General features: G+C 37.1%; 40 protein-coding genes and 1 pseudogene. All 41 read left to right on the forward strand.

Annotated elements, in window-relative coordinates; translation table 11 throughout:
- Nucleotides 1-62: 62 nt before the first annotated feature.
- The 41 genes and pseudogenes from AC1VYS_RS11955 (at nt 63) to AC1VYS_RS12155 (ending at nt 23,472) form a co-directional block, all read left to right on the forward strand.
- Entirely contained in the window at nt 63-608 is a 546-nt protein-coding gene (locus tag AC1VYS_RS11955) for a M23 family metallopeptidase (protein WP_482914407.1), read from the forward strand.
- Nucleotides 609-644: 36 nt separating this feature from the next.
- Nucleotides 645-1,187 carry a hypothetical protein gene (locus AC1VYS_RS11960; RefSeq protein WP_482914408.1) on the forward strand — a complete coding sequence of 181 codons (543 nt, stop codon included), beginning with the start codon at nt 645-647 and terminating at the stop codon, nt 1,185-1,187.
- Between the two features lie 259 nt (nt 1,188-1,446).
- Nucleotides 1,447-1,851 (forward strand): DUF4259 domain-containing protein, encoded by a 405-nt coding sequence (locus tag AC1VYS_RS11965; RefSeq protein ID WP_482914409.1) that lies wholly within the window; start codon nt 1,447-1,449, stop codon nt 1,849-1,851.
- Nucleotides 1,852-2,179: 328 nt separating this feature from the next.
- Entirely contained in the window at nt 2,180-2,854 is a 675-nt protein-coding gene (locus tag AC1VYS_RS11970; RefSeq protein WP_482914410.1) for a P-loop NTPase family protein, read from the forward strand.
- Nucleotides 2,851-3,147 (forward strand): hypothetical protein, encoded by a 297-nt coding sequence (locus AC1VYS_RS11975; RefSeq protein WP_482914411.1) that lies wholly within the window; start codon nt 2,851-2,853, stop codon nt 3,145-3,147. Before AC1VYS_RS11970 ends, AC1VYS_RS11975 begins: the two co-directional genes overlap by 4 nt.
- A 478-nt stretch (nt 3,148-3,625) precedes the next feature.
- Entirely contained in the window at nt 3,626-3,994 is a 369-nt protein-coding gene (locus AC1VYS_RS11980; RefSeq protein ID WP_482914412.1) for a hypothetical protein, read from the forward strand.
- 22 nt (nt 3,995-4,016) lie between these two features.
- Complete coding sequence (locus AC1VYS_RS11985; protein ID WP_482914413.1) at nt 4,017-4,349, forward strand: DUF2834 domain-containing protein; 333 nt, start codon at nt 4,017-4,019, stop codon at nt 4,347-4,349.
- A gap of 314 nt (nt 4,350-4,663) precedes the next feature.
- Nucleotides 4,664-4,993 (forward strand): hypothetical protein, encoded by a 330-nt coding sequence (locus AC1VYS_RS11990; RefSeq protein ID WP_482914414.1) that lies wholly within the window; start codon nt 4,664-4,666, stop codon nt 4,991-4,993.
- 133 nt (nt 4,994-5,126) lie between these two features.
- Nucleotides 5,127-5,315 (forward strand): N-acetyltransferase, encoded by a 189-nt coding sequence (locus tag AC1VYS_RS11995; protein WP_482914415.1) that lies wholly within the window; start codon nt 5,127-5,129, stop codon nt 5,313-5,315.
- A gap of 90 nt (nt 5,316-5,405) precedes the next feature.
- Nucleotides 5,406-5,594: a hypothetical protein gene (locus AC1VYS_RS12000; protein ID WP_482914416.1), complete on the forward strand. Its 189-nt coding sequence runs from the start codon at nt 5,406-5,408 to the stop codon at nt 5,592-5,594.
- Between the two features lie 169 nt (nt 5,595-5,763).
- On the forward strand, nt 5,764-6,255 hold the full coding sequence (locus AC1VYS_RS12005; RefSeq protein WP_482914417.1) for an NUDIX hydrolase: 492 nt from the start codon (nt 5,764-5,766) through the stop codon (nt 6,253-6,255).
- Between the two features lie 39 nt (nt 6,256-6,294).
- Complete coding sequence (locus tag AC1VYS_RS12010) at nt 6,295-6,948, forward strand: MBL fold metallo-hydrolase (RefSeq protein ID WP_482914418.1); 654 nt, start codon at nt 6,295-6,297, stop codon at nt 6,946-6,948.
- 15 nt (nt 6,949-6,963) lie between these two features.
- Nucleotides 6,964-7,308 (forward strand): hypothetical protein, encoded by a 345-nt coding sequence (locus tag AC1VYS_RS12015; RefSeq protein ID WP_482914419.1) that lies wholly within the window; start codon nt 6,964-6,966, stop codon nt 7,306-7,308.
- A 161-nt stretch (nt 7,309-7,469) separates the two neighbouring features.
- Entirely contained in the window at nt 7,470-7,937 is a 468-nt protein-coding gene (locus AC1VYS_RS12020) for a phosphotransferase (RefSeq protein ID WP_482914420.1), read from the forward strand.
- Between the two features lie 108 nt (nt 7,938-8,045).
- Nucleotides 8,046-8,465, forward strand: coding sequence for a hypothetical protein (locus AC1VYS_RS12025; RefSeq protein ID WP_482914421.1), 420 nt, complete (start codon nt 8,046-8,048; stop codon nt 8,463-8,465).
- Nucleotides 8,466-8,552: 87 nt separating this feature from the next.
- Nucleotides 8,553-9,548 carry a serine hydrolase domain-containing protein gene (locus tag AC1VYS_RS12030; RefSeq protein ID WP_482914422.1) on the forward strand — a complete coding sequence of 332 codons (996 nt, stop codon included), beginning with the start codon at nt 8,553-8,555 and terminating at the stop codon, nt 9,546-9,548.
- A 25-nt stretch (nt 9,549-9,573) separates the two neighbouring features.
- Complete coding sequence (locus AC1VYS_RS12035; protein WP_482934536.1) at nt 9,574-9,879, forward strand: hypothetical protein; 306 nt, start codon at nt 9,574-9,576, stop codon at nt 9,877-9,879.
- A gap of 24 nt (nt 9,880-9,903) precedes the next feature.
- On the forward strand, nt 9,904-10,731 hold the full coding sequence (locus AC1VYS_RS12040) for an inositol monophosphatase family protein (protein WP_482914424.1): 828 nt from the start codon (nt 9,904-9,906) through the stop codon (nt 10,729-10,731).
- Nucleotides 10,728-11,000 carry a contact-dependent growth inhibition system immunity protein gene (locus AC1VYS_RS12045; RefSeq protein WP_482914425.1) on the forward strand — a complete coding sequence of 91 codons (273 nt, stop codon included), beginning with the start codon at nt 10,728-10,730 and terminating at the stop codon, nt 10,998-11,000. Before AC1VYS_RS12040 ends, AC1VYS_RS12045 begins: the two co-directional genes overlap by 4 nt.
- Before the next feature lie 72 nt (nt 11,001-11,072).
- A complete protein-coding gene (locus AC1VYS_RS12050) occupies nt 11,073-11,537 on the forward strand; it encodes a GNAT family N-acetyltransferase (RefSeq protein WP_482914426.1) in 465 nt (154 codons plus the stop codon).
- Between the two features lie 31 nt (nt 11,538-11,568).
- On the forward strand, nt 11,569-12,012 hold the full coding sequence (locus AC1VYS_RS12055; protein WP_482914427.1) for a GNAT family N-acetyltransferase: 444 nt from the start codon (nt 11,569-11,571) through the stop codon (nt 12,010-12,012).
- 9 nt (nt 12,013-12,021) lie between these two features.
- Complete coding sequence (locus AC1VYS_RS12060) at nt 12,022-12,432, forward strand: hypothetical protein (protein ID WP_482914428.1); 411 nt, start codon at nt 12,022-12,024, stop codon at nt 12,430-12,432.
- Nucleotides 12,433-12,462: 30 nt separating this feature from the next.
- Nucleotides 12,463-12,609 carry a hypothetical protein gene (locus AC1VYS_RS12065; protein ID WP_482914429.1) on the forward strand — a complete coding sequence of 49 codons (147 nt, stop codon included), beginning with the start codon at nt 12,463-12,465 and terminating at the stop codon, nt 12,607-12,609.
- A 117-nt stretch (nt 12,610-12,726) separates the two neighbouring features.
- The gene (locus AC1VYS_RS12070; RefSeq protein ID WP_482914430.1) at nt 12,727-13,206 is read left to right on the forward strand and encodes a DinB family protein; all 480 of its coding nucleotides are present in this window, start codon (nt 12,727-12,729) and stop codon (nt 13,204-13,206) included.
- A 112-nt stretch (nt 13,207-13,318) separates the two neighbouring features.
- On the forward strand, nt 13,319-13,735 hold the full coding sequence (locus AC1VYS_RS12075) for a GTP pyrophosphokinase (protein WP_482914431.1): 417 nt from the start codon (nt 13,319-13,321) through the stop codon (nt 13,733-13,735).
- A gap of 52 nt (nt 13,736-13,787) precedes the next feature.
- Nucleotides 13,788-14,243 (forward strand): hypothetical protein, encoded by a 456-nt coding sequence (locus AC1VYS_RS12080; protein ID WP_482914432.1) that lies wholly within the window; start codon nt 13,788-13,790, stop codon nt 14,241-14,243.
- Nucleotides 14,244-14,305: 62 nt separating this feature from the next.
- Complete coding sequence (locus AC1VYS_RS12085; RefSeq protein ID WP_482914433.1) at nt 14,306-14,746, forward strand: hypothetical protein; 441 nt, start codon at nt 14,306-14,308, stop codon at nt 14,744-14,746.
- A 194-nt stretch (nt 14,747-14,940) separates the two neighbouring features.
- Entirely contained in the window at nt 14,941-16,500 is a 1,560-nt protein-coding gene (locus AC1VYS_RS12090) for an IS1182 family transposase (protein ID WP_482911585.1), read from the forward strand.
- 181 nt (nt 16,501-16,681) lie between these two features.
- On the forward strand, nt 16,682-16,969 hold the full coding sequence (locus tag AC1VYS_RS12095; protein ID WP_482914434.1) for a hypothetical protein: 288 nt from the start codon (nt 16,682-16,684) through the stop codon (nt 16,967-16,969).
- A 159-nt stretch (nt 16,970-17,128) separates the two neighbouring features.
- Nucleotides 17,129-17,620 (forward strand): annotated as a pseudogene (locus tag AC1VYS_RS12100) (YfiT family bacillithiol transferase); the annotation flags it as partial.
- Between the two features lie 27 nt (nt 17,621-17,647).
- The gene (locus AC1VYS_RS12105; RefSeq protein WP_482914970.1) at nt 17,648-18,184 is read left to right on the forward strand and encodes a helicase; all 537 of its coding nucleotides are present in this window, start codon (nt 17,648-17,650) and stop codon (nt 18,182-18,184) included.
- 24 nt (nt 18,185-18,208) lie between these two features.
- A complete protein-coding gene (locus tag AC1VYS_RS12110; RefSeq protein WP_482914435.1) occupies nt 18,209-18,655 on the forward strand; it encodes a GNAT family N-acetyltransferase in 447 nt (148 codons plus the stop codon).
- Nucleotides 18,656-18,669: 14 nt separating this feature from the next.
- Complete coding sequence (locus AC1VYS_RS12115) at nt 18,670-19,215, forward strand: P-loop nucleotide/nucleoside kinase family protein (RefSeq protein WP_482914436.1); 546 nt, start codon at nt 18,670-18,672, stop codon at nt 19,213-19,215.
- 53 nt (nt 19,216-19,268) lie between these two features.
- Nucleotides 19,269-19,511, forward strand: a complete 243-nt coding sequence (locus AC1VYS_RS12120) for a hypothetical protein (RefSeq protein ID WP_482914437.1) — start codon at nt 19,269-19,271, stop codon at nt 19,509-19,511.
- Nucleotides 19,512-19,567: 56 nt separating this feature from the next.
- Complete coding sequence (locus AC1VYS_RS12125) at nt 19,568-20,167, forward strand: methyltransferase domain-containing protein (RefSeq protein WP_482914438.1); 600 nt, start codon at nt 19,568-19,570, stop codon at nt 20,165-20,167.
- Between the two features lie 11 nt (nt 20,168-20,178).
- Complete coding sequence (locus tag AC1VYS_RS12130) at nt 20,179-20,865, forward strand: metallophosphoesterase family protein (RefSeq protein ID WP_482914439.1); 687 nt, start codon at nt 20,179-20,181, stop codon at nt 20,863-20,865.
- A 106-nt stretch (nt 20,866-20,971) separates the two neighbouring features.
- Nucleotides 20,972-21,490, forward strand: coding sequence for a phosphotransferase-like protein (locus AC1VYS_RS12135; RefSeq protein ID WP_482914440.1), 519 nt, complete (start codon nt 20,972-20,974; stop codon nt 21,488-21,490).
- Nucleotides 21,491-21,547: 57 nt separating this feature from the next.
- On the forward strand, nt 21,548-22,198 hold the full coding sequence (locus tag AC1VYS_RS12140; RefSeq protein ID WP_482934514.1) for a hypothetical protein: 651 nt from the start codon (nt 21,548-21,550) through the stop codon (nt 22,196-22,198).
- A gap of 52 nt (nt 22,199-22,250) precedes the next feature.
- Entirely contained in the window at nt 22,251-22,784 is a 534-nt protein-coding gene (locus AC1VYS_RS12145; RefSeq protein WP_482914442.1) for a hypothetical protein, read from the forward strand.
- A gap of 24 nt (nt 22,785-22,808) precedes the next feature.
- Nucleotides 22,809-23,321, forward strand: coding sequence for a DUF6886 family protein (locus AC1VYS_RS12150; RefSeq protein WP_482914443.1), 513 nt, complete (start codon nt 22,809-22,811; stop codon nt 23,319-23,321).
- Between the two features lie 19 nt (nt 23,322-23,340).
- Nucleotides 23,341-23,472, forward strand: a complete 132-nt coding sequence (locus tag AC1VYS_RS12155; protein WP_482914444.1) for a hypothetical protein — start codon at nt 23,341-23,343, stop codon at nt 23,470-23,472.
- The last annotated feature ends 16 nt before the right edge of the window (nt 23,473-23,488 follow it).

Raw genomic sequence — 23,488 nt, forward strand, 5'->3', positions numbered from 1 at the left:
ACATCATCCCTACTGCGGGCATTCGCCCAAACTAGTTTTGAAGAAACATAAATGAAGAAAGGATGAAAGATTTGAATATTTCCGAAGTGATTATAAATCCTGTATTCAATCATTTATTTCTAACAATTGAACATCCTGAAGGGCAATACCAGTACATAGGTGATGCATTAGGTAGAGATTGCATGATCACCAGATTTAAAGATGGATGGATGCGGATGTATGATGGTGATGGTATGCTCAATGAGGATTGGTATACATGGGGTGCCGATGTACTAGCTCCATTTGATGGAGTTGTGAAAACTATATTTATAAATCCGATAACTAATATTCCCGGAACTTTTACACCAGGAAGGGCGAGTTCTATAGTATTTGCCAGAGAAGATGGTGTTCTTGTTACTTATGCCCATGTAATGGACATAAGTGTTGAAGAAGGTGACATCATTACGACGGGTCAAGTAGTTGCGAAAGCTGGGAACAATGGATATTCCAGAAATCCACATATTCATGTGGGTGCATGGATTGGTGACACTCCATTACAAATCCGATTTGATTTGCAGAGAATGGGAACACAGATGAAGGAATTTGGAGAAAGACTTTACTTATGTTAACTCAATATAAAAGTCGGGAAATCAAAGGAGATAAATATGAGAAAAGAATGTCTTGTTCGTTTACTCTCCGTTTGCTTGGTTATTTCTGTTGTTGTTAATTGCTTTTCATATTTTAGAATTCTTGATTATAAAACAAAAAACAATGAGAGGTATACTACCGAAATTGAAAACTTTTATAGTTATGGATTGGAGATACCACAATTCAAAATTGGAAAAATAATAGAGCTAATAAATGATGATTCGCCTGATGCAAGAGAAGGAGTAGAAACTTGGTTATTAGAAATAGCATCAGATTATAGTGTCGCCGAAAACACTGCAACAACATCACTGATCAATTCTAGAAACTTTTTCGGACACCTAAAATCTCTTTTATTGGATATGATTCGTACTGAAGAAGACTTCGAAAAGTGGAAGCAGATTTGTTTAGAATTAAATGAAATTACAACATATCTTAAATTAAATCTTAATATGGACGATTTAAAGGATGAGTCAAAGGCTGAGGATCACTGGCGGATAATAATGAATGAAATTAAAGAAAAATATTCGCAAACCTATTTAATTTCAAATATGCTTTTTTAGTTAGTACATGCAGTCCAGAGAATCCTAATGCGAATGTTCATTAAGTGCATATAAAAGAGGAGGATATCCTAAAAGTAAAAGTGATTTTCAAAAGAACAGGGTGAAATGAGAAATGAGTAAACGAATTGTAATTGATTCACTCCACGAAGAACGAACCGTTGTATAATATCATATTTAAGATGAGCTCGTGAATACAGGGACGTTATATGAAAATCCCTAAAAGTTTTAAACCATAATGATACTTTTTGGAGGTTAATGGATGGGAGCATGGGGAACTGGAATTTTTGAGAACGATGATGTATTAGATTGGAAGGCAGATTTGCTTGATTCTGATGACATCGAATTAATTGAAGAGACGATTGAAGAAGTATTAGAAGAAGAATATATTGAGGCAGATTTAGCCTCAAATGCTCTAGGCGCAATTGAGATCCTTGCAGCATTACAAGGTAGCCCAGGGAAAGAGATATTGAATAATCAAAGTAATACTGAAGATCTATATGACTGGATTAATACAAATAAAGGAAAAGGAAAAAAACTCATTTCAAAAGCTAAACGAGCAGTTAAGAAAATTAAGAAAGATTCAGAACTAAAAGAGCTATGGGAAGAATCAGAAGAATATCCAATCTGGTTAAATACAATAAATGACTTAGAAAATCGATTGTAAAGCAATCGATAGCTATTCGAGAAGAGGGAACTTCACATAACAAAATATTCATTCAGCGGATCCGTTGGAGCCAGTGTCTACGGGAAGGATTTCGGAGAGGCATTACAGCATACAACTTATGCGAGGTTCATGAATACAGGAGCGTTATCTGAAACTGGTAAGATGCTTCAGTCTATTTCAATGATCCGGATGGAAATAGTTTAGAATAAATGTGTTTTGTGAGTGTTCCTGAAAATTTGAAGAATATATCCAATAAATTATCAATAGAAGAATGGGAAGACCTTGTGAAAGAAATTAAGTAATAAAAATATAGAAATGAGGAATGCCTATGAAGTCAAGATTGATACTAATAGATGGAATGCCGGGCTCCGGTAAGTCAACGATTGGGAAAGTAATAGGTTCTAAGTTGAATGAAATGAATATTCAGAATAGGTTTTATCACGAATTGGAAGAGAACCACCCGTTGCGAATATACGATAAGACGTTTACTTCTTTTGCTATTCAAGATGAAGCGGAGTGGTTTACTACAAAAGTTGAACAACTATTCACGGATTTTGTCAATGAAAGAGTAGGGCGAGACGAAGTTACAATTATGGAAAGTTACGTTTTTCAGAATACGCTTGGCTTTGCCTTTAATATGCAAATGGACGAACACAGAATATTAGATTTGACTAAGAAAGTACAACTTATTTTAAGTCGTCTCGATCCTATCCTAATTTATTTTTATCAAACACAGGTAGAACAACATTGGAGATGGATATGTAGTGTTCGTGGACCTGAGTTCGCACAAGATCGTTGTGGACTTTATACAGATAATGATTTTATTGAAGCGGGACTTTTTTGGACGAAAAACCAGGATTTCATGTTCAATATCGTTCAGGAATGGGAGATACCAAAATTAATCATAAAAAACGAAAAGTACAATTGGGAAGAATATGAGAATAAAGTAAATCATTTTTTGATGAAATACGAAGAAGAAGCTAAAGGAAGTGAAAGAGATTGATTAGCAGCCAAAAGGAGATCAAACGTTTTTTAGAAGAAGAGATTTCATCTCAAGAACTCTATGAAGCTATCTTTGATTTTATTCAGTCGGTGCACATTCGTAATGGAGAATTTGAAGGGAATTATTACATTATAAAGAAAATGGATTTAAACAACTTTATAATTTACGCGGAGAATATCTATCCGGATGATAACCATAGGGAAATTCCATATAGTGTTTCAATTTATAAAGAGAATTTACTAAAAGAAATTAATAAGAAGGCAAGAGCCAATAAATATCTATTGAAATCGTAATGACTAAAGGAATAAGGGTTAGGGATTGAAGCTAATATTAATAGTATGGTTCGTCCGCAATTTCGCCGTTCTGGTGTTTTTGCCGATTACTTAAAAGGGCTACGTCGGAGATGCGAATGTATGGTATCCTTACTTGCCGCTTCAGAATTCCATCAAACTCTGAGTCAGGTATGGATTGTATAAGACATTTAAGTGCTATGTGATCCCTATGGATAACATTTAGTTGATAAAGAAAAGGAAAAGAACTAGTCCCAAAGGAAAGATCTTGCTAGTATATCCAAGAGGAAGCTGACATTCTATAACAAAGTATTCACGCTGCTGGGTTATCACCCTTGGTGTTAGATGCTAATTATGGAACGAAGCTCAGACAACAAACGACCCAGCCTAAGATAAGAGCTATCTAAGGCTGGGTCGTTTCACGAATACAGGAACGTTATACGAAATCAACCAAAGTAAAAAAAATATGTAGGAGCAACTCATGGAGCTTAAATACGAAGAGATAAGAGAGTACAACGACGAAGAGATTACAGAAATATTAGAACGACAAGTGATTAAAGAGCTGGTTGTAGTATCGTTGTCGGTGGGGATGTATCATTCCAATTGGAGGATTGCTCAAAAACGGTGTCTGGAATTGGCCCAACATATCCATCCTCATGTTAGGGCAAATGCAATATTAGGGTTAGCTCATGTTGCAAGAACAAAGGGAGAGCTTGATAAAAGAATAATAAAACCGGTGGTACTAAAAGAATTAAAGAATAATGAAGAACATAGGGGAACGATTATAGATGCAATAAATGATATAAACCATTTTTTAGAATGGAATTTAGCTAAAAAGCATGATTTGTAGAGAATTCATAGTAGTTGCGGGGGTGAGAGGTTTGAAATGTTTTTTTGGATTGTTATCAATTCTAGGAATAATAATTCCTTACATGGAGTTTATTCCTTGGATTAGTGAAAACGGATTCAATCTGATGATACTTTTTAATGAAGCAACAGAGAATCGAATTAGTTCATTTGCCTGGTTGGACATAATAATTTCTGCAGTTGTTTTGATTGGATTTGTTTTATATGAAGGAAAGCGAATTGGCGTAAAGCATAAGTGGATACCGATCATTGGAACATTAACGGTTGGCGTTTCATTTGGACTGCCGTTATTCTTATTAATGCGTGAAATTCAAATGGAAAAAATGAAAGATAGTTGAACTGAAAATAGATCTTTCTTTAGATATTGGAATCGGTCGAGGTAAACGAAATAAATAAAGTGTAAGGTCAATGACTACAGGTACTTCATCTAACATAATATTCAAGCTGTGGCTCCATTCATTGAATAAGATTACATTCCTACTCCGAAGCGAAGGCTCCTTGGTCGTCAAGAGGGATATCGAAGAAGCTTATTCACGAGGGTCATTCAACCAGCCAAGTCATTCGACCCGAAAGCTTTGTTGCTTTATGCCGCTTTGAAGTCAGGAATGCCCAACGTTATGAAATCCGCGAAAAAATAACAGAGGTGAATACAATGAGAGTCATAACACTATGTGGATCAACAAAATTCAAGGATGAATTTGAACAGGCCAATAGATACTTAACCCTTAAGGGTAACATTGTTTTTAGTTTAGCTTTTTTTGAGCAAAGCGAAGGAATTGGGATTACCAACGAACAGTCAGAATTATTTGGAGAAATCCATTTTCGTAAGATTGATATGTCAGATGAAATATTTGTTATTGATGTAGGCGGTTACATTGGTAGTAGTACAAGAAAAGAAATTGAATATGCAAATGAAAATGGGAAGATAGTTAAGTACTATTCAAAAAGTGAATTGGTGAGAGATGACAAAACAAACGATTAAATCTGGAATAATATTAGTGGTAGCTCAAAAAGAAAATTCATAACATCTTATCTACGCTGCAATAGTGGACGAGGGGCATAAGGGGGAGACAAATCTAGATTTATGATAGATAAACGATATCAGCACAAAGGATATGGCAAAAAAAGCAATAGAAAAGTCAATTGAGTTACTTCGAACTTTGCCCCATGGAAAGGCCTCAGAAGTCATGATTCTTTATTCGCCCGAGAATAAGATAGCAAGGAAACTTTATTCTTCTCTTGGTTTTATAGAAACAGGAGAGTTAGATGAAGACGGCGAAATTTTGGCTAAACTGGTCTTATAAAGTAAGCAGGACTTCTATGTTGTAATTCGAATAATAAAGTGTATCATCTATTAACAAAATTTGCCCTCGGTCGCCTAGGGGGCGAGGAAGATGGATCAGGCGACCCCTACACAACAGGACGTTCTGTCAAAATTAGATGAACGAACCATGTTTAACGCTTTTCTATGGATCGCTCGAAGTGGCGGGAAGTTATATTTCTGGACACAAAGTTTAAGGCACCGAATGGATTCAGAATTGGATACAGCAAAAGCAGAGAGTTCACAGACAAGACCTACTTAGAATCTCAAAGAGGTATGTAACTACTAATATTCACACTGCGGCATTCTTCCTTAGTACGCCATTTATCGTCCACCCAGCATACGTGTTGGATCGTAAATACGGAAACGTTATGTGAAACTACTGCACTACAATTAGAGATCAACATAAAAAATTGAAAGGAGAATGCTTGATGTTTTATGTTAATGCAAGGGCAATCATCGAACGTAAAGGTAACGATAATATAGAAATCATCATACAGACACGAAATAAAAGGGATGAGATATCATTAGAATTGCCAGGTGGAAGATTAGAATTATTCGAATCCATATTAGATGGTCTGAGACGAGAAGTATTCGAAGAAACAGGTTTAACAGTAATAGAAGTGGAAGGTAGTCAAAAGCGTATAGATACACGTGGGATTAACCCGAATTTTGAAGTTGAGTGTTTAGAACCTTATTGTGTATATCAAACGATAAAGGGTCCAGTTGATTCTATGGGTATGTATTTTATATGTAAGGTTGAAGGTAACCTCTTAGAAGTAGGAGATGAAACTACAAATATTAGATGGGCAACTATTGATGAAATCTATAAATTGATGATAGAAGACCAGAAACAGTTTTCAGATGTAGATCGCGCTGGATTGAAGTACTATTTAAAACACAGATTTGGAAAGCAAATCTAAGTAGGGAGTAACGTCACATAACCGGAAGGGTGAAAAACGATGAACATTAAACAGATTAGTAATAAACACGTTTTATTTTGCAGTAATCAATTTTTTGATTTGAATATTCATTTAATCTTGGGGTCTAAGAACACTTATTTAATTGATACTGGTCTTGGTTCCGAATTTTTGCAACCTGTTGTAAATTACATAAAACAAGTCGGTAAGCCCTTAATTATTATTAATACTCACTATCATTGGGATCATGTTTTTGGAAACAATGCATTTAAAGATTGCTTAATAATATCTCATCAACTTTGTAGAGACATTATTGAAAAAGAATGGGACACGATGGTTAATAAATATTCAAAATTCAGCATGGGAGAAGTGAAGAAATGTCTTCCTAATCTATTGTTTGAAAATGAGCTATTCTTTCCAGAAGATAAAATAAGATTAATTTATACACCAGGACATACAATCGATTCTATAAGTGTGCTGGATGAAGAAGAAAAAGTCATTAATGTAGGGGATAATATTGGAGATACACTGGAGGAAATCATTCCATCTCTGTACTGTGATACAAAGCACTACAGAGAAACAATAAATATATACAAAAATTTAGATGTGAAAACATGGATATCAGGCCATAATATTGTATTAAAAAAGGATGTTATTGAAATAATAGAAAAACAACTAGAGTTATTAGTAGAATGATAGGTGGGGGAACACATGGATTTTAAGGGTAGAGCTAAAGAAAACAATAAAATGAGAATTTTAGAAGATTCTAAGATGTTTTTAGAATTAAGAGAAATAGTTAACCGATTTGATCCTGTGAATTTAGTTGAAGGTGGTGCTCCAGTTGATGAACACGATCGTTTAACTACGGAAATATTAGAACTACTTCTTCAAGATTCAATGGATGAGATTCGAGATCTTTTAGTTAATTGTTATATATGGTATGGATTTGATCCTAGTGATATTAAAGAAGAATACAGAGAAACATATAACATAAAGATTGAAAGTACACATAAGGAAATTTTAAATTGGTATGCCATGAGGCCTCCATTATGGTGAAGTCTTTTATTATAGGCAAAGAAGTAGAACTCAACAGAATTTTGTAGCAATACAAATTAAACATAGGAAAGGACTCAAGGGCTGTTTGGACAAAACATTTATTCGATCGTATCGAGCAGCTAACTTTCTGGACCGAACAAACAAACCGATCAGTCAAGCTGTTGGAGGCCGAAAAAGTATTCAGTCATCGCGATCTGGAACCTAAAAATGTCATGTGGAACCAAGATAAACCCATAGTTATTGATTGGGAGTCGGCTGGTGAAATCAATCCCAAACATGATCTGATTGAAACGGCGATTTATTGGTCGATCGATGAATCGAGCCAACTAAACAAAAGCAAGTTCAAAGCTTTCTTAAGCGGATATCGACAGCTTTATGGAAATCTAGAAGCAGATTGGAACGTTGTGTTGGAACTCGGCTATTTAAGCAAACTGGACTGGTTAGAATACAGCCTTAAGCGTTCATTGTGGATTGAATGTGTAGATGGAATTGAACAAGAGATGGGAACCGAACAAGTGATGCACACACTTAATGCACTTGAAGAATATCAAAAAATGACTGTTGTGTTAGAAAACTGGTTGAATGATAAGAATTTGCGGACATATGTCATAGGTAGGATATTTGTCTGATGCTCATTATACACTGGGTCGGGAATACAGTAACGTTATACGAAAAATCGAAATAGATTTTAGTTTTCATTAACGTTAATTCCATAAATGTCTTTGAGGTGTGTTTACTTGATAGTTGATAATTTATTTGAAATAGTAGAAGAAAGTGATGAACGATACAGATGCTACACTGTTAGTATTCCTATACAGATTTTCAAGAATATTATGAAAGGTGAGAAATTAGAAGAAGTACGGATATATGTATCTACTGATGTCCACTTGAAAACGATACAAAATACGATTGAGAGTTATATTCGTTGGTTTACTGTGTGTGAGACTGCACTACGAAACTATTATGAGAATGAACATGGAGAAAGGGTAGATAAGGATTGGTTTAATGAAATAAAAGTATACACTGTAGATATAACATTCAATAGCGCTGATGATTATGGTGCAACAATTACTTGTGGGGATAACTTGCTCCATGAGCATATATTAATAATAAACGTTGATAGAGAACAAATCGAATCAATACACTTAAATGGGTGAATGGAATGAACCCCAGTTTTGCTCTGAAGCCTTGATCCTCCACAAACAGTATCAGCCTAGCCGGAAATTAAGGAAGGTGAACAAGAAGTGTTGAGTTTAGAAAAAGCTGAGGTAGAGTCGTTTGAGGCAATAAATGATTACGTTTCAGAGGTAAAGAACAAAATTTCTGCAACTGCAGCAGCAACCTTTATTATTCATAACGATCGTATCGTGAATGAGTGGTATTCTGGAGTACATGAACATTTTAAGAATAGTCGATCAGTTGATGCGGAATCACGATTTAATGTTGCATCAGTCAGAAAAACATTTTTAGGTTTTTCGATTAGTGCTGCATTGCAGCAAAGAAAAATCAAAAGTTTAGATGATCTCGTAATCGACTATTTAAATGACTTAGATAACGAAGTTTTGGACCGTACGACAATAAGACATTTATTAACCCATACTCATGGACTCAAGAGTCTTGATAGTCGATTTTTTTTACAAGGAACTAGCTGGAAGTATAATAATGTGGGTGTTAATTTACTTATTGAGATCACTCAGAAATTATTTAAGATGCCGTTAGCTCAATTCATTGAAGAACATATATGTTTACCTATGGGATTTAAACAAACCGGATGGTGCAAAGATCATAATGATAAATTAGTTTGGCTTAACGAACAATATGCAAATGAGAAGGGCACTGAAGCTAACTTATTTATGAGTGCAAGAGAATTGGCTTATTGGGGTTACGTGCATTTAAATAGAGGAGTTATAGATGGGAAACAGATTTTAGCTGAAGAAATATTCAAACAAACTACCTCCATTATCAGTCCAGCCGATCTAAAACATGAATTACCAAGGAACGGTTTTTTTTGGTTTGTACAAGATGAGCCGCGTTCTTCAACAGAGTTAGGCCATAAGCTTCCATCTGGTTCTTTTCAATCTTTAGGTTCTACTGGATGTGCATGTCTTGTCATCCCTAAATATAATACTGTCGCAGTAAGAATGTATAATCAAAATGGACCGAATCCAAAAGGATACGATTACCTTAAAGATATAAAAACATTTGGAAATTTAGTATGTGAGTGCGTAGAGGAATATTAAATGTGGAGAAGGTATCAAGTTGCTTATGGAACAAAATGGTGAAAATAATTGCTGTGCATATAGAATATTTCCAGAACCTGATGGAACAACTTATTTGCAGAGAGATTTAATGACTAAAGAGAACGTTGAACAATTATTTGATTATTGTCAGATTCTCGAAGCCATTATATACGAAGTGGGCTGGGATTTTCTGATTCAAAATTATGGTTACCCGCTGCTATATGAGATTAACAATAAAAGTGGCTGGTTCGATTGTTCCGACTTGAAGGAATTTAAAGAACATGTAGAAGCTTATCGAAATGATGTGAAGAGGCTAGATGAAATCAGTTAAAATCAAAACCAAATGAGGTGCACAATGGATCGTAAAATTATTCAAACCGCAAAAGAGATTGCAATAACAATTATTCGCGAAGCAGGTTTGATCTCTAAAGAGAAGTTCGATAACTTTGTTGAACTGAGATCTAAGGACGAATTTGGGGATGTGGTTACTGAAGTTGATCATATGTGTGAAGAGATCATTATCAAAGAAATACAAGACATATTTCCAAATCACCATATACACAGTGAAGAGGCAGGGTTTATCGGGCATGAAGACGATTGGTTATGGTTAATTGATCCTTTAGATGGAACAAATAATTTTGCAATTGGTTTACCTGTTTTTTCGATATCTATTACCTTAATGTACAAAAGAGAGCCTGTTCTTGGAGTGGTCTACGAACCTCTTACCGAACGTTTATTTTTATCTGTTATTGGTGAAGGGACAAGCTGTAATAATCGACGGATACAAATGAAAAGTAACCCGAATATTTTCAAAGGAAATATAGGTTGGATTCAAGGTCACAGCGTACAAAACGATCCCCGAGCAGTTAAATTAAGACAATACATGGATGTTAGATTTAAGCGAATGTTAAGATTATGGGCTCCTACGCTTCAATGGTGTATGTTGGCTAAAGGGGATATTGATGGAATCGTTCTATACAATTCGGCAGGTGATGACTTGTATTCAGGTATTTTGATGGTTAGAGAAGCGGGTGGAATTGTTATCGATTTTGAAGGAAATACGTTTAATGGAATGAAAGAAGAGCCTTATTTAATTGCATGTCACGCAGATCACAAAGAAGAATTGTTGCAAATTGTAAGGCAAGGATTGAATGAACGAGGGGGAAAACTCTTTGCGAATTGAATAATGAAGATTTAAGACTTTTGATTGTGCAGCAAATGAATCTAGATTTTCTTTTACCCCTAGCCTTAGAGCGATTAATACAGAACCCGTTTGGGTCAGGAGATTTATATATCGGAGATTTATTTTGTTCGATACTGCGAGTAGAGAAACAATATTGGAAAAAACATAAAGAATTGAAGAACGAATTGGATGAGGTCATTAAAATGTATGAAGAAGCGATAACGACATTAGAAGATCACATAAGTAAATACAGAAGCGATCATGGGTAAGAAAACTTAAGAAACCTGATATAACAATTAACATAATATTTTAGCTGCGGGTAAACGCATTGGGGGGAACTTATGAAACATCAAATAATTGACTTGAGAGATTATCCAAATCTGCTAAAAGAAGCTATCGAGTATGTTGCCCAAAGATGGGGATTACATAGAAGAATATTTGAGGAGTGTATAACTTCTAGTATGACAACAACAAGTCCACTACCTCGATGGTATTTGTTGATAAATGGAGATGAAATCATTGGTAGCTACTCATTAATGAATAATGATTTTGTGAGTCGACAAGATTTATGGCCGTACTTATCAAATCTGTATGTTGATGAAAAGGACCGAGGAAAAGGTCTTGGAGTAATCCTGCTGAAGCACGCGAGACAAGAAGCTTATAAACTCGGATACAATAAATTGTATTTATGTACAGATCATATCAATTATTATGAGAAATATGGCTGGATTCATATATGCAATGGGTATCATACTTGGAATAGGGAATCAAAGATTTATATGATTGAGACAGCGATTAATGCATGAATGATTTTATAATTACTAGGAGGTTGAAATTATGACTCTTAGATTACAGAGTGCAAGGAGCTCGGATCTTCAAATTTTGGCAGAAATGAATAAGCAGCTGATCGAAGATGAGAAAAGTTCTAACACAATGGGAATTAAAGAACTAGAGCAACGTATGTGTGAATTTCTCGAAGATTCTTGGGAGATTGATTTGATCATGAAAGAAGCAAACATTATTGGCTACTCACTCTATAAATATCAGAGGGATTTACTCAATAACGATGAGAAACAAGTTTATGTGAGACAATATTTTATAAGACGAGAATTTCGAAATAAGGGGTATGGAATTGCTGGAATAGAGCTTTTGAAGAAATTGCGTTTTAACGACGTAAAGAGAATTGAAATTGATGTATTAGAAACCAACCCTGATGGGAAAAGGTTTTGGGACAGGGCAGGATTTAAAGCATATTATACAAACATGAGAATAGAAACTTAAAGTTATTGTATGAAGGTATCCAAGCTGGAGTATGAAGAAATCGAGAAATCTTTTACTAAAGAATTTGGAAGCCGCGCACAGGATATTTTATCCATATTATTTATCAATAATATGGATGCTGAGCCCAACGCAGATATATCCATTAATAAAAATATATTTTACCCGACTGTCTTCCATGAAGGCATAAAGATAACTAAAGCAGTTGTAGATAAGAGTACATTTGATAACGAATTTTTCAATGAAACGACTTTGAAAATCAAAGAAGAGTATGTCGGTGCTGATGAAAAATTAAAGTCCTGGAACAGAGAGTATATTTTCACACCCAACGAAAATGGAGATTGGGAGCTCAGTGGATTTTCTGGAATATTGAATTTTTCGGGAGAAGTTTACGACCTGAATTATTTAGAGTTAACAAGATGAACCAGAAACAACATTGGGGAGGATTGTTAGATGAATATTTATTTCGGACAATTTCTATTTAGTGACAATAAAGAATTGCTAAACATCGAAACGGTCAAAGGCTTTTTAGCAAGAAGTTACTGGGCCAGCAGAAGACCTGGAGAAATCATTGAAAAATCAATTAACAATTCTGTTTGACTTTGAAAAAGACAACGAACGATTTATGAAAAGAATGCCTGATTTTATAAGGAACATGTAAGTGGTCATAAAATGGAATCATATTGAACTATTACCTAAAGAGAAGAGGATTAACCCATGACCTATAAATCCATTTTAGTAGATCAAATATCTGCATGTTATAACGATAAGAGTTGGTTTATTCCGCTTGAGGATGTACTGGAAGATGTAACAATGGAAGAAGCACTTACTGAGGATGAGAACAAACAAACGATTTGGTCCATCATGAATCATCTTATTTATTGGAATGAGAAATGGCTTGAGCGTTATAAGGCTGGAGAGTTTGTATTAAATCATGGGATTAACAATGATGAAACATTTTCGTTGAATGAAGAGCAATTGAATGATTTTGGCTGGAAGGAAACTTTAAATAGACTTGAGCATGTTTTTATCAATTGGAGAGTTACTTTAGAAGAAACAGATGAATCCAAACTCATAAAGCAACTTCCAGAATATTTTAATGCTCCTTGGTGGGGAGTTGTTTCTAATCTAAGCATTCATAATGCATATCATATTGGACAAATCATGTTATTAAAGAAACAAATTCGAGCTAGGTAATCTGAAGAATATAAGTGAAGAAAGATAAGGAATAAACCGAATTAGTTGAAATATTAAAAGCAAGAGTATCTGAATATATTGAAATGCCCATTTAAATAAGGAGTTGATCATTTTGGACATTGAATTAGCCATATCTATCGCTTTAAAAGCTCATAAAGGACAACTTGATAAAGGTGGGCACCCGTATATTTTACATCCATTGGCTGTAATGAATAGGGTTGAAAGCATGGAAGAGAAAATCGTGGCTGTTCTCCATGATGTCATTGAAGACACGGAAGTCACAATAGGAGAGTTAAGGACATTGGGTTTTTCCGAAGAAATTCTAACAGCCGTTCATTTGTTGACAAAATCTAAAGAGGATAGTTACGAAGAATTTATTGAGAAGACAACAACGAATCCAATCGCAAGAATTGTGAAAATCGCTGATATTCAAGAGAATATGAATATATCAAGAATAAAGAATCCGACGGAATATGATTACAATAGATTAGAGAGATATAAAAAGGCAATGGAAAAACTAGAGGCATGAGCACAAGGAAGTTCTCTGATAGAGACGAATAAATAAAACGAGGTATCCAAATATGACTGAGCCAGTGCAGTTTTTTGGTGTTAACGATCTTATAGGAGTGTGGTCTTCTGAAGCCTTTTTTTATGATGCATTTGAAGATACACAATTAGAATTTCATGCGGATGGCACAGGATGTCATGCCTATTTAAGGCCGGATAGTCAAGAGATTACCTTATTCAGATGGACGTTAATAAAGGATCGGATTGAATTCGAGGAATATTTCAGGGTATCTATTGAAATGAGTGAGGTTACGGGAGAAGAAATTTGCTCCAAAGATCGATTTGAAAATAAATATTCAGCAAGGTTTTTCAAAGCGAAGGGATTAGATGTGGCTAATGAAGAGATCAATGCGATCGTATTTTATTCTCCTTTGATTGAAGGAATCAATTCACAATCATTTGGAATGATCTCTAAAGCATTGGATAACTCCAATAGAGATTTAGCATTGAGATATGAGAAGGATATCTAGTGATATTGGAAACCGGGCTGCACAGAGTAACTTATACAAATACTCAATGATTGGAGTTCAGAATGAGTAAATTAATTCCTCTTTTAATAGGTATTCTTCTTCTTATTACAGGTTGCAGCACTACACATAAGATCAATACCGATTCAACTAAAGAATTAACAAAAGAGCTGAAGGAACTTTCTCCGTTGATTGAAAGGGTTCAATTTACGTTTACCCGCCCAAATCTTTATTACAGAATAGACATGAGCAAAGAACCTAGCAAAGAGGAACTGGAAGCGATTCTTACAGAAATTAAGAGATTTACATCAGTGGATAACATGAATGAGATTGCTCGCAGCGTTAAATGGGGACTAGAAATATCCAAAATTTATCTTGATATAAACACGGATGAGGATAAGAAAACAATTGAACATGCTTATTATGCGAGATATTTCAAAACATCTAACGCTAGTGACTATTCGGAAACAAACATTGAGGGTTATAAAACATGGTACAAACTATAAGAAAATAGTAGTGATTGTAGGCTAGAAAATATACAAGAATGAAATAAAGAGATTTCGAAATTGATTGGGGGCTGTCCCATAAGTCATAAAAAAAACTTGGGATAGCCCTATTCTCCAAAATTATACAACAAAAAGAAACCGTTCTTTGGTAAAATGGAAGTGCGACCCACCATTTACAAAAGGAGACGGTTTCTTTGTACATTCAATATACCATGAATCAACTTTTCTTGCCAATGGATTTGGAGACAGATATCCCCGAAAATCACCTCGTCCGTGTTGTGAATGAGGCCGTCCATGGCCTGAGCGACTCCATTTTCAACGCCGCATACCCTGGTGGTGGTCGCCACAGCTATCATCCCAAAATGCTCACTAAAATCATCATTTACGCCTACACCCAGCGCATCTATTCTTCCCGGCAAATCGCCAAGGCGGTTCGCGAAAATATCATGTTCATGTGGCTCGCCGGGCGACAGCAGCCAGACTTCCGTACCATTAATCGCTTTCGTTCCGAGCGGATGAAAACGGTACTGGAAACTGTGTTTACCCATGTACTGGAGCTGCTGGTTCAGGAGCAATATGTATCCTTGGATCACTATTTTCTGGACGGAACCAAGCTTGAAGCGAGTGCGAATCGCTACACCTTTGTATGGAAAAAAGCCGTCGTTAAGCATCAGGCCAAGCTGCAAGAAAAAGTACATACCCTGTTTCAAGCCATCGAAGAAGCAGAAAACGAAGAAGATGCCCTCCACACGGGGGCGGATCTGCCTGAACTTGGTGAAACCTCGGCGCTCACAGCGGAAAAGCTGGAGCAAGCCGTCCAGCAATTGGAGGAAAAACTCAGCGAAAAAACCAAGGACAAAACACTCAAGAAAGCGGTGCGCCAGTTGCGAAAGGACTTGCTGCCCCGGCTGCACAAATACGAGCATCAAATCCAAACGGCTGGTGAGCGAAACAGCTACAGTAAAACCGATCCGGACGCCACCTTCATGCGAATGAAAGAGGACCACATGCGAAATGGTCAATTGAAACCGGGATACAATGTGCAGATCGGAACAGAAAATCAGTTTGTTTTGGGTTACAGTGTGCATCAGCGGCCCACGGACACCAAATGTCTGAAGCCCCATCTGGATCATCTGGAAGAAATGCTTGGCCAAAGACCCAAGATCGTCATTGCCGATGCTGGGTATGGTAGTGAGGAAAATTACAGCTATATGGAAGAAAAAAATATCCAAGGGATCGTCAAATACGGGACGTATCACAAAGAAAAAACAAAGGCTTTTAGGCAAGCCATTGGTAAAGTCGACAACTGGGATTACAATGAAACGTCAGATACATGGACTTGTGCGGCAGGACAGACGTTGCATTTCCGGGTTGAAAACCGATCGGAAACGGAGAGCGGCTACACGATTCGAACCCGTCATTACCGGAGTGAGGATTGTAGCCAGTGCCCCTTGAAATCGACATGCACCAAGGCTCAAGGTAACCGAGAGATTGCGGTCAGCATGACCTACATGCGGCAAAAAAACGAGATGCGAGAGCGGTTGCGTAGTGAGGAAGGATATACGCTTTCCGTTCGGCGCATGATCGAGCCAGAAAGTGTGTTTGGACAGCTCAAAAACAATCGGGGATTCCGAAGATTCCTGCTTCGCGGCTTGCAAAAAGTAAGCCTGGAGGTCGGGTGGCTTTGCCTTGCTCACAATCTGCTTAAAAAAGCTACACTGACGGAAAAACGAAAAAAGGACAAAGCAGGATGAGCTTCTGCTTTGTCCTTTTTGGACGTATCGGTGTTATATCTCTTCACCGATGTGTGATTTTAGGGGCTTTTGAGACAGCCCCTTTATTTTTAGGTTTCGCAAATGGAACAAGTTGGGTTATATTAATTGCAGTTGGGATATTGAAAATGAAGCAGTTTTTGTAAACTGAGGGGGTGAATGAATGGCATTATGTATTGATTTTAAATTAATTTGTGTCAATGACGGTAATGCAACGTATGCTTACGGAGACTGCTCGGAGAATTTAGAAGGGCGGTTTGAATTGAATTTAGAACGCCTTCTCTCAGGTGAAGTCAGTATGGATACAGATATGAAAGAAGTTGTTAAGGTAACCAAGCCGTGTTTAAGTGATGGAGAACATCAACATAAAGCAAACCGGGCATTTAGTAAGATCTATAAACATTATAAAATAACGGCTTCGTATCTAAAAGAAGGAGGGTACTATGCCTAATTTTACTATATAAGATGAGTCATTGAAGCTAGCCGGTAGGATTATGGCTGCTTCTTTTTTATTTTTTTACTTCGCAAATGGAACATTGTGGGTTATATTGGATATGATTTGATCCTGTAGTAAACGATTGGAGCGGTGTTAAATATGGACTTAGATGAAATGATACGTTTTCCGATTGGACACTTTGAGCCCCGTCTTGAATTCACTGATGAGAATCGAAGACACATCATAGATCAAATTCCCGAGATTACGAAAACCTTAAGAGAGATTACACAAGAGCTTAATGATGAGCAACTTCGTACTCCTTATCGTACAGGCGGCTGGACGATCACTCAAATAATACATCATCTTGCTGACAATGATATGAACGCGTACATAAGATTCAAAAGAGCGCTAACCGAAGAGGAACCGCTCGCAAGCTCGTATCGGGAAGATTTATGGGCATCGCTACAAGAGTATCAAGATTTGGCAATGGAAGATTCAATACAGTTGCTTGAAATACTGCACAAACGATTTCTCACGCTGCTACGCGGCTTACAACCTGAGCAATTCAAGCGGAAGTTGCGAACAGAAGTACTAGGTACCATTTCGCTGGATATCGCTATTCAACGATTTGTATGGCACGGACAGCATCACATTGCCCAGATTAAATCTTTAAAAAGTGTCACAGAAATAGGAATGCTTGACCAAAACGAAATTTATCCTCATTGCCCCGTGAAAATAAGAGTCGTCGAAGTTGGGGGATTAAGTAAACCGCAACTTAAACATAAATTGCAGCAGTGTTCAATTCAAATGAACGAATACGGAATTAAACTGTTGGATGATGAGAAATTTATCATTGCTCCTACAAAGAGGCAACTAGAGACGGTCGAGATATTGGTCAGAAATCTGGGATTTACAGATGGAGCTACGACTTCGCAACTCTTTCAAATGGCCTATACTCTCGGTTTGCAATTATGTCCTATTGATTTGGCTCCCTTTCTTAGAATTCAGTATTTGGATCAACCTGAGACATGTACATCAAGCCCTGAAAAAGGAAATCAAGCACCATCAGGTTCACTCACAATAGCCTCTGATCCTCTTAGTGAAGATGATCTTTTTCCAAAAGGCTTTTACCTCAGACGTATAAACGACAAGTTGTGGTTACGAGGTTACATTGCGGATGATCTGCATGTGTGGAACCCTCATGACCGTTTTATCTTTTGCAGAACTTGACTGAGTTCGATAGGAGACTTGCATATGTACCATTACCGAATGGGGCAAAAGGAAGATCTTACACACATTATTGCTCTCTCTAATCTGTGGCAAAAAGAAGACATTACAGTAGGTTACGAGAATGTGGCCTGGACTCCAGAAAAATTAGAAAAAAAGCTGAACGAATACTTTTATATTGTGGGGTTACATGGTGTGGTTATTGGTTATGCCTTCGGAGAGATTAGGTGTGGAAACGCAGAGCCGGTCATTCCTCAAACTGATGGTTATTTGGAAATTTATGAGGTCTACATCCATCCTGAACATCGGAGTAAAGGGATCGGCAAAGAACTCATTATTTGTTTAATCGATAAAGCAAGTGAGCACCAGATTGAGAGGGCTTTGGTTGGATCATCCAATCGGAGATGGAAAGATACGGCATCATTTTACGAAGAATTAGGATTCGATATGTGGTATATCCAGATGTATAAATAGAAGGTGAGGACAATATGAGTCAAACCATATACGTGATCTCGGGGCCGGCTGGGGTAGGAAAATCGACAACATCACAACAGCTTGTTCAGGCATTGAGCAAAAGTGCGTATATTTCGGGAGATACAATCAGTCATATTCCAGTGAATGGACGAGGTAAACCATGGTTATGTAAAGAGACGTTTGATCTGACATGGAAAAATATACTGAGCTTAACCCGGAATCTGTTAGAACAGGATTATGACGTTGTCATTGACTACGTTACTTTCCCTTCAGAAATAGAATGGTTTGTGCAGCAGTTAACAGATTTTCAATTCAGGATCGTCTATGTTGTATTGTTGGTAGATCGAAGTACCCTGATTGCCAGGGACCAATCGAGATCAGCAGAAGTACAGATGGGTGAGCGCAGTTTGGTTTTACTAGAGGAATTTGAAACATGCTCAGAATTAAAAGAACAAAATAAACTCTATACTCAACATTACAACCGAGAACAACTATCTGAAATCGTTGAGGAGTTACGAAATAATATGAGGTTCGTCTGGAAAGGAGATCACCTGAGTTGAAGCCAATCCCCATGATTTTTTCGTTTATTTTCATAATTGTAGGAATCAGCTTAGTGACACTTACCAAAACGATTGAAGAGGTCATTCCCAAACTGGGATATGCCGCATTTCAGGCTGCAGGGGCGGGAAGTTATAGTCCGATCAATTATGAGATGGATTTGAATCTGAATTACTGGGTTGGAGGAATCTGCATCCTGGTGGGAGCAGTTTACTTCATTCGTCACATCGCTTTCTTTCAACATTCGCTTACCGAAATGAAAAAGAGAGACAAAGAATTTGAGGAGCAATATAAATAACATCAGGTAATCGTACGCTGAAGTTACTGATTATAAATTCTCAGGTGGTGATCGGGATGAATGATCAAAATCTCTTAAATTATTATTTACATATGAGGGAGAAGGAAGCCTATCAATGGAACTTATCACCTGCGAGTCTGTATTTGGAGCTGGAGACAAGAGATTTTTTAACTAAATACTTTAATGTGTTCAGCGGAATGAAGGCGCTTAATATTGGAATTGGAGTAGGGGAATGGGACGATTATATCGGTTACTTATTGAATGGGGCAGGTAGTTTAACAAGTATTGATATTGATTCTGATATATGTGACATATTCAAATACCGACAAAAAAAGGAGGGCCATCCCAATGCCTCTACTGTTATATGTGAGGACTTTTTAGCATGTGAATTGCCTCAAACTTATGATCTGGTCACCATGATTGGCTCTGCTCTTCAAGAGACCGGCGAATACCGCAAAGGTTTGCAGAAAATATCTGAGGTGTTAAAACCGAACGCTCAATTCATGTATATGGATTTTGATAGATACCACAAAAAAGAAGATCTATTCGAACTGTTGACTGAATTGAAATTTGAGCTAAAGCACATCGAAGAATATAACCGATTTTCAAATGTCAGTTTTTACTGCATGAAGATCCAAAAGGAAGGGTTTCTATGAATCGAACTCTCATGATTAGTGATATTCATGGTTGCATTGATGCATTAAATCAATTGTTAATTAACGTAGACTACAATTCAAAATATGATCAGTTGATCCTCTTGGGAGATTACGTAGATCGAGGTGCTAATAGTAGAGAAGTCGTCGCTAAGGTCATGGAATTAGTACAAGAACATCGCGCTATCGCATTAAAAGGAAATCATGACCAAAGATTCGTGGATCTCATACATGAGGGGAAGTCCTCCATTCAATCCAAGTTTATGGAACATGGAGGAATTCAAACCCTTGAAAGCTACTGTCAATTGAACGATGAAGTTTCGAGTGAAATGATAGAAAAGGCAAGGAAGATCATAAAGGCGGATTATAGTCATCATATTAATTTTTTGAGCAACTTACCTTTATTTCACGAGGATGAAAATCATATTTATGTTCATGCTGGATTGAATCCGGATTACAGTGAATGGAGGCAACAACCCGAGCATGATTTTATGTATATTAAAGATAAATTCATCCACCATGCATTCGAAGATCTTCACAAAAAAGTTGTCTTTGGACATACCAAAACGAAAGACATACATGGATCAGCGGACGTTTGGTTTGCTGAAGATAAGATTGGCATTGACGGTGGATGTGCCTTTGGAATGCAGCTTAATTGTTTAATTTATCAGAATGGTACTTACTTGGTAGAAGACTTCTAAAATATTGTAAACGATCTCGCTCGAATTAATGAGCGTTGGAGTGTGTGTGTTAGTTCATGCTGTAAAATATTTATAAATTCTTATTTTAGCAAAGGGAGATAACATAATGGATAAAGGCAAAATTATTTTTTTGAACGGTGTAACGAGCTCAGGAAAAACATCAATTGTAGAGGCAATGCAGTCATACGACGATCCGTTCTTTTATGTTGTGGCGAACGATTTATTTGAAAATACAATCGGGGATAAACATCTACAGACCGATTACTGGAAGTACCTAAGCGAAGCCATCATCATGATGTATCACACAGCAAAGGTATTCTCAGACCATGGCAAGCATGTGCTGATCGATGGGATTTTGGTAGAGAGACCGGAGCTTGCACCGCATTATGAACAAGTGAAAAAGATATTTGAAGGATACCCGCTCGACATTGTGGAGCTATACTGTCCTCTCGATATCTGTCGTCAGCGTAACATTGAGCGGGGAGACCGTAGAGAAGACCAGTCCGATGAGCAACATCGCATTATGGCTTCCGACATTCAGTACACGTACTCGGTAGATACGAGTCAACATACACCTGAAGAATGTGCCGAGATGATTATAAACAAGTTATTCAAAAATGAATAAAGTGTCTTCTGTGGCATGAAACAAAGAGATTGAAAATGAAGCTGGGACGTCTATAGCATGATGTTCCAGCTTCTTGATTATTTCAGCACAACAGGTAGGAGAGGAAGGACAGAAATGCAAATTGGCAAGAATAAAGAGCATTCGAATCAACAAAAATTACTTCTTCAATATATTACGCTGCGATGGGAGAAGGAAGTAAGAGGGGCTCCATTTTCGACTGCCCGAAATGATATTCAGAAATCTTTCATTTTACCGGATATGCTGTTCAGTTACGACACGTCTTATGGCCTGCCTTACCACAGGCTGGTCATTTTGCAGAATAAGAAAGGTTTTGAGAAGGTTCAAGATAAGGGCGTTATTATGAAGCCTACTGCAAAAAATTGCAAATTGGGTTGTGTTGTGATTGATAATAAGGAGCCCGAATCCGAATCTTCCGAGTATGATGTGACCTTCACCTACTCCCCAGAATGTGGGAAACCTGTCCGATATGACAAACGATATCGCCCCTTGACAGAGCGAGCATTTGGATTAAGTGCGAACGAATATGGAAGAGTGGTTTACAACGGAAGGCACATCTACCATGATACGGGAGAATGGTACTACGAATTAAATATAATAAATATGTTATTTACCAGAAAGAATGACCCAAATGTGTTTAGAGATCAAGAGACAGATAGAGAGTATAGCCAGATTGAGATATTATATTAATCTTGTTAGATGATAGTGACTTGATATAAACCAAATGCTAGAGGTGGGAAAGATGATTAATCCACAAAAAATATTACCATTAATCAAACAACTAGAAGCGAATAATATTGCATATTCTTTGGGTGGAAGTGCCATGTTGAGTTTTCTTGACTTAGTCCAGTCCGTCAATGATTGGGATTTGATGGTCGATTGCCCAAAATCCAAAATTATAGAAGCAATTACTGGATATGAGTGGGTCGAGAAAGAGAGTGGCGACAAACCTTTTGCAAGTGAATATCGAATGGAGATTGGGTCGTTAAACGTGGATGTCATTGGCGGATTTGCTTTTGACGTAGATGGTGAACGACTGGAGTTACCTATATTCCCTATTCCAAATGTAAAATGGCACGGTATGCACGTTTCAAGTCCCGAAGTCTGGTACGTTGCTTATTATATGATGGAACGGAATCAGAAAGCTGATTTAATTTTGGCGTACTTACAGAACAACAAAGAATCAGTGAATCAAGATCTGATTAAGAGCCTGTTAGCTAAAGGTAATTTAGCATATGAAATTAGAAAAGGATTGAACACACTGCTTGAGACTTAACTTCATCGAACAGAGGTGTATCCAATGCTATATCATTTCAGTGAAGAATCTGATATTCATATCTTTATACCAAGAACGAAGCAGAATCGAGCTGAGTTTCCGGCTGTTGTCTGGGCGATTGATGAGCAGCATGAATTCAGTTATTACTTTCCTAGAGATTGTCCTCGTATTGTTACTCGAAGAACAAAAGACATTAGTGAGGAGCATCATGAGCTATTTTTTAAACACACAAACGCGGAAATTATTGTAACGGTTGAGAACGAGTGGTACTCCAGGATCGTGCAGCAAACGTTGTATCGGTATCATATGGATGCAGCGTCGTTTAAACTTTTTGATGAAACCGCAGGGTACTATATTTCGGATCAGGTGGTTACACCAAGTTACATAGAGAAAATAGATCATCTGGTAGATAGGCTTTTGGCCAGAGGGGTTGAGTTGAGATTCACGACAAATCTATATCCTCTGAGAGATGCTGTATTACAGTCAGACTTCCAACAATTCGGAATACATCGTTTCAATCATGCTAAACCATTGTAGATGGCGGGGAATAGTCAGTTTGGGAGGAGGATGGGGTCGTAGAGTCAAAGACTCCAATCTGGCAGAACGCATGATGAACTCGGAAGATGTTATATTGCATCCAAAGACGAGAGAAGCGCTCGAACAGTTGCTTACGAGCAAGGGCGAATAAGATGATTCATCTTCTA

This window comes from Paenibacillus sp. G34, from assembly GCF_056856875.1.

Coding starts and splice junctions, on each gene's coding strand:
- AC1VYS_RS11955 (WP_482914407.1), top strand. CDS start 63: ATGAAAGATTTGAATATTTCCGAAGTGATTATAAATCCTGTATTCAAT.
- AC1VYS_RS11960 (WP_482914408.1), top strand. CDS start 645: ATGAGAAAAGAATGTCTTGTTCGTTTACTCTCCGTTTGCTTGGTTATT.
- AC1VYS_RS11965 (WP_482914409.1), top strand. CDS start 1,447: ATGGGAGCATGGGGAACTGGAATTTTTGAGAACGATGATGTATTAGAT.
- AC1VYS_RS11970 (WP_482914410.1), top strand. CDS start 2,180: ATGAAGTCAAGATTGATACTAATAGATGGAATGCCGGGCTCCGGTAAG.
- AC1VYS_RS11980 (WP_482914412.1), top strand. CDS start 3,626: ATGGAGCTTAAATACGAAGAGATAAGAGAGTACAACGACGAAGAGATT.
- AC1VYS_RS11990 (WP_482914414.1), top strand. CDS start 4,664: ATGAGAGTCATAACACTATGTGGATCAACAAAATTCAAGGATGAATTT.
- AC1VYS_RS11995 (WP_482914415.1), top strand. CDS start 5,127: ATGGCAAAAAAAGCAATAGAAAAGTCAATTGAGTTACTTCGAACTTTG.
- AC1VYS_RS12000 (WP_482914416.1), top strand. CDS start 5,406: ATGGATCAGGCGACCCCTACACAACAGGACGTTCTGTCAAAATTAGAT.
- AC1VYS_RS12005 (WP_482914417.1), top strand. CDS start 5,764: ATGTTTTATGTTAATGCAAGGGCAATCATCGAACGTAAAGGTAACGAT.
- AC1VYS_RS12010 (WP_482914418.1), top strand. CDS start 6,295: ATGAACATTAAACAGATTAGTAATAAACACGTTTTATTTTGCAGTAAT.
- AC1VYS_RS12015 (WP_482914419.1), top strand. CDS start 6,964: ATGGATTTTAAGGGTAGAGCTAAAGAAAACAATAAAATGAGAATTTTA.
- AC1VYS_RS12035 (WP_482934536.1), top strand. CDS start 9,574: ATGGAACAAAATGGTGAAAATAATTGCTGTGCATATAGAATATTTCCA.
- AC1VYS_RS12040 (WP_482914424.1), top strand. CDS start 9,904: ATGGATCGTAAAATTATTCAAACCGCAAAAGAGATTGCAATAACAATT.
- AC1VYS_RS12050 (WP_482914426.1), top strand. CDS start 11,073: ATGAAACATCAAATAATTGACTTGAGAGATTATCCAAATCTGCTAAAA.
- AC1VYS_RS12055 (WP_482914427.1), top strand. CDS start 11,569: ATGACTCTTAGATTACAGAGTGCAAGGAGCTCGGATCTTCAAATTTTG.
- AC1VYS_RS12060 (WP_482914428.1), top strand. CDS start 12,022: ATGAAGGTATCCAAGCTGGAGTATGAAGAAATCGAGAAATCTTTTACT.
- AC1VYS_RS12065 (WP_482914429.1), top strand. CDS start 12,463: ATGAATATTTATTTCGGACAATTTCTATTTAGTGACAATAAAGAATTG.
- AC1VYS_RS12070 (WP_482914430.1), top strand. CDS start 12,727: ATGACCTATAAATCCATTTTAGTAGATCAAATATCTGCATGTTATAAC.
- AC1VYS_RS12080 (WP_482914432.1), top strand. CDS start 13,788: ATGACTGAGCCAGTGCAGTTTTTTGGTGTTAACGATCTTATAGGAGTG.
- AC1VYS_RS12085 (WP_482914433.1), top strand. CDS start 14,306: ATGAGTAAATTAATTCCTCTTTTAATAGGTATTCTTCTTCTTATTACA.
- AC1VYS_RS12095 (WP_482914434.1), top strand. CDS start 16,682: ATGGCATTATGTATTGATTTTAAATTAATTTGTGTCAATGACGGTAAT.
- AC1VYS_RS12105 (WP_482914970.1), top strand. CDS start 17,648: ATGCTTGACCAAAACGAAATTTATCCTCATTGCCCCGTGAAAATAAGA.
- AC1VYS_RS12110 (WP_482914435.1), top strand. CDS start 18,209: ATGTACCATTACCGAATGGGGCAAAAGGAAGATCTTACACACATTATT.
- AC1VYS_RS12115 (WP_482914436.1), top strand. CDS start 18,670: ATGAGTCAAACCATATACGTGATCTCGGGGCCGGCTGGGGTAGGAAAA.
- AC1VYS_RS12125 (WP_482914438.1), top strand. CDS start 19,568: ATGAATGATCAAAATCTCTTAAATTATTATTTACATATGAGGGAGAAG.
- AC1VYS_RS12130 (WP_482914439.1), top strand. CDS start 20,179: ATGATTAGTGATATTCATGGTTGCATTGATGCATTAAATCAATTGTTA.
- AC1VYS_RS12135 (WP_482914440.1), top strand. CDS start 20,972: ATGGATAAAGGCAAAATTATTTTTTTGAACGGTGTAACGAGCTCAGGA.
- AC1VYS_RS12140 (WP_482934514.1), top strand. CDS start 21,548: ATGATGTTCCAGCTTCTTGATTATTTCAGCACAACAGGTAGGAGAGGA.
- AC1VYS_RS12145 (WP_482914442.1), top strand. CDS start 22,251: ATGATTAATCCACAAAAAATATTACCATTAATCAAACAACTAGAAGCG.
- AC1VYS_RS12150 (WP_482914443.1), top strand. CDS start 22,809: ATGCTATATCATTTCAGTGAAGAATCTGATATTCATATCTTTATACCA.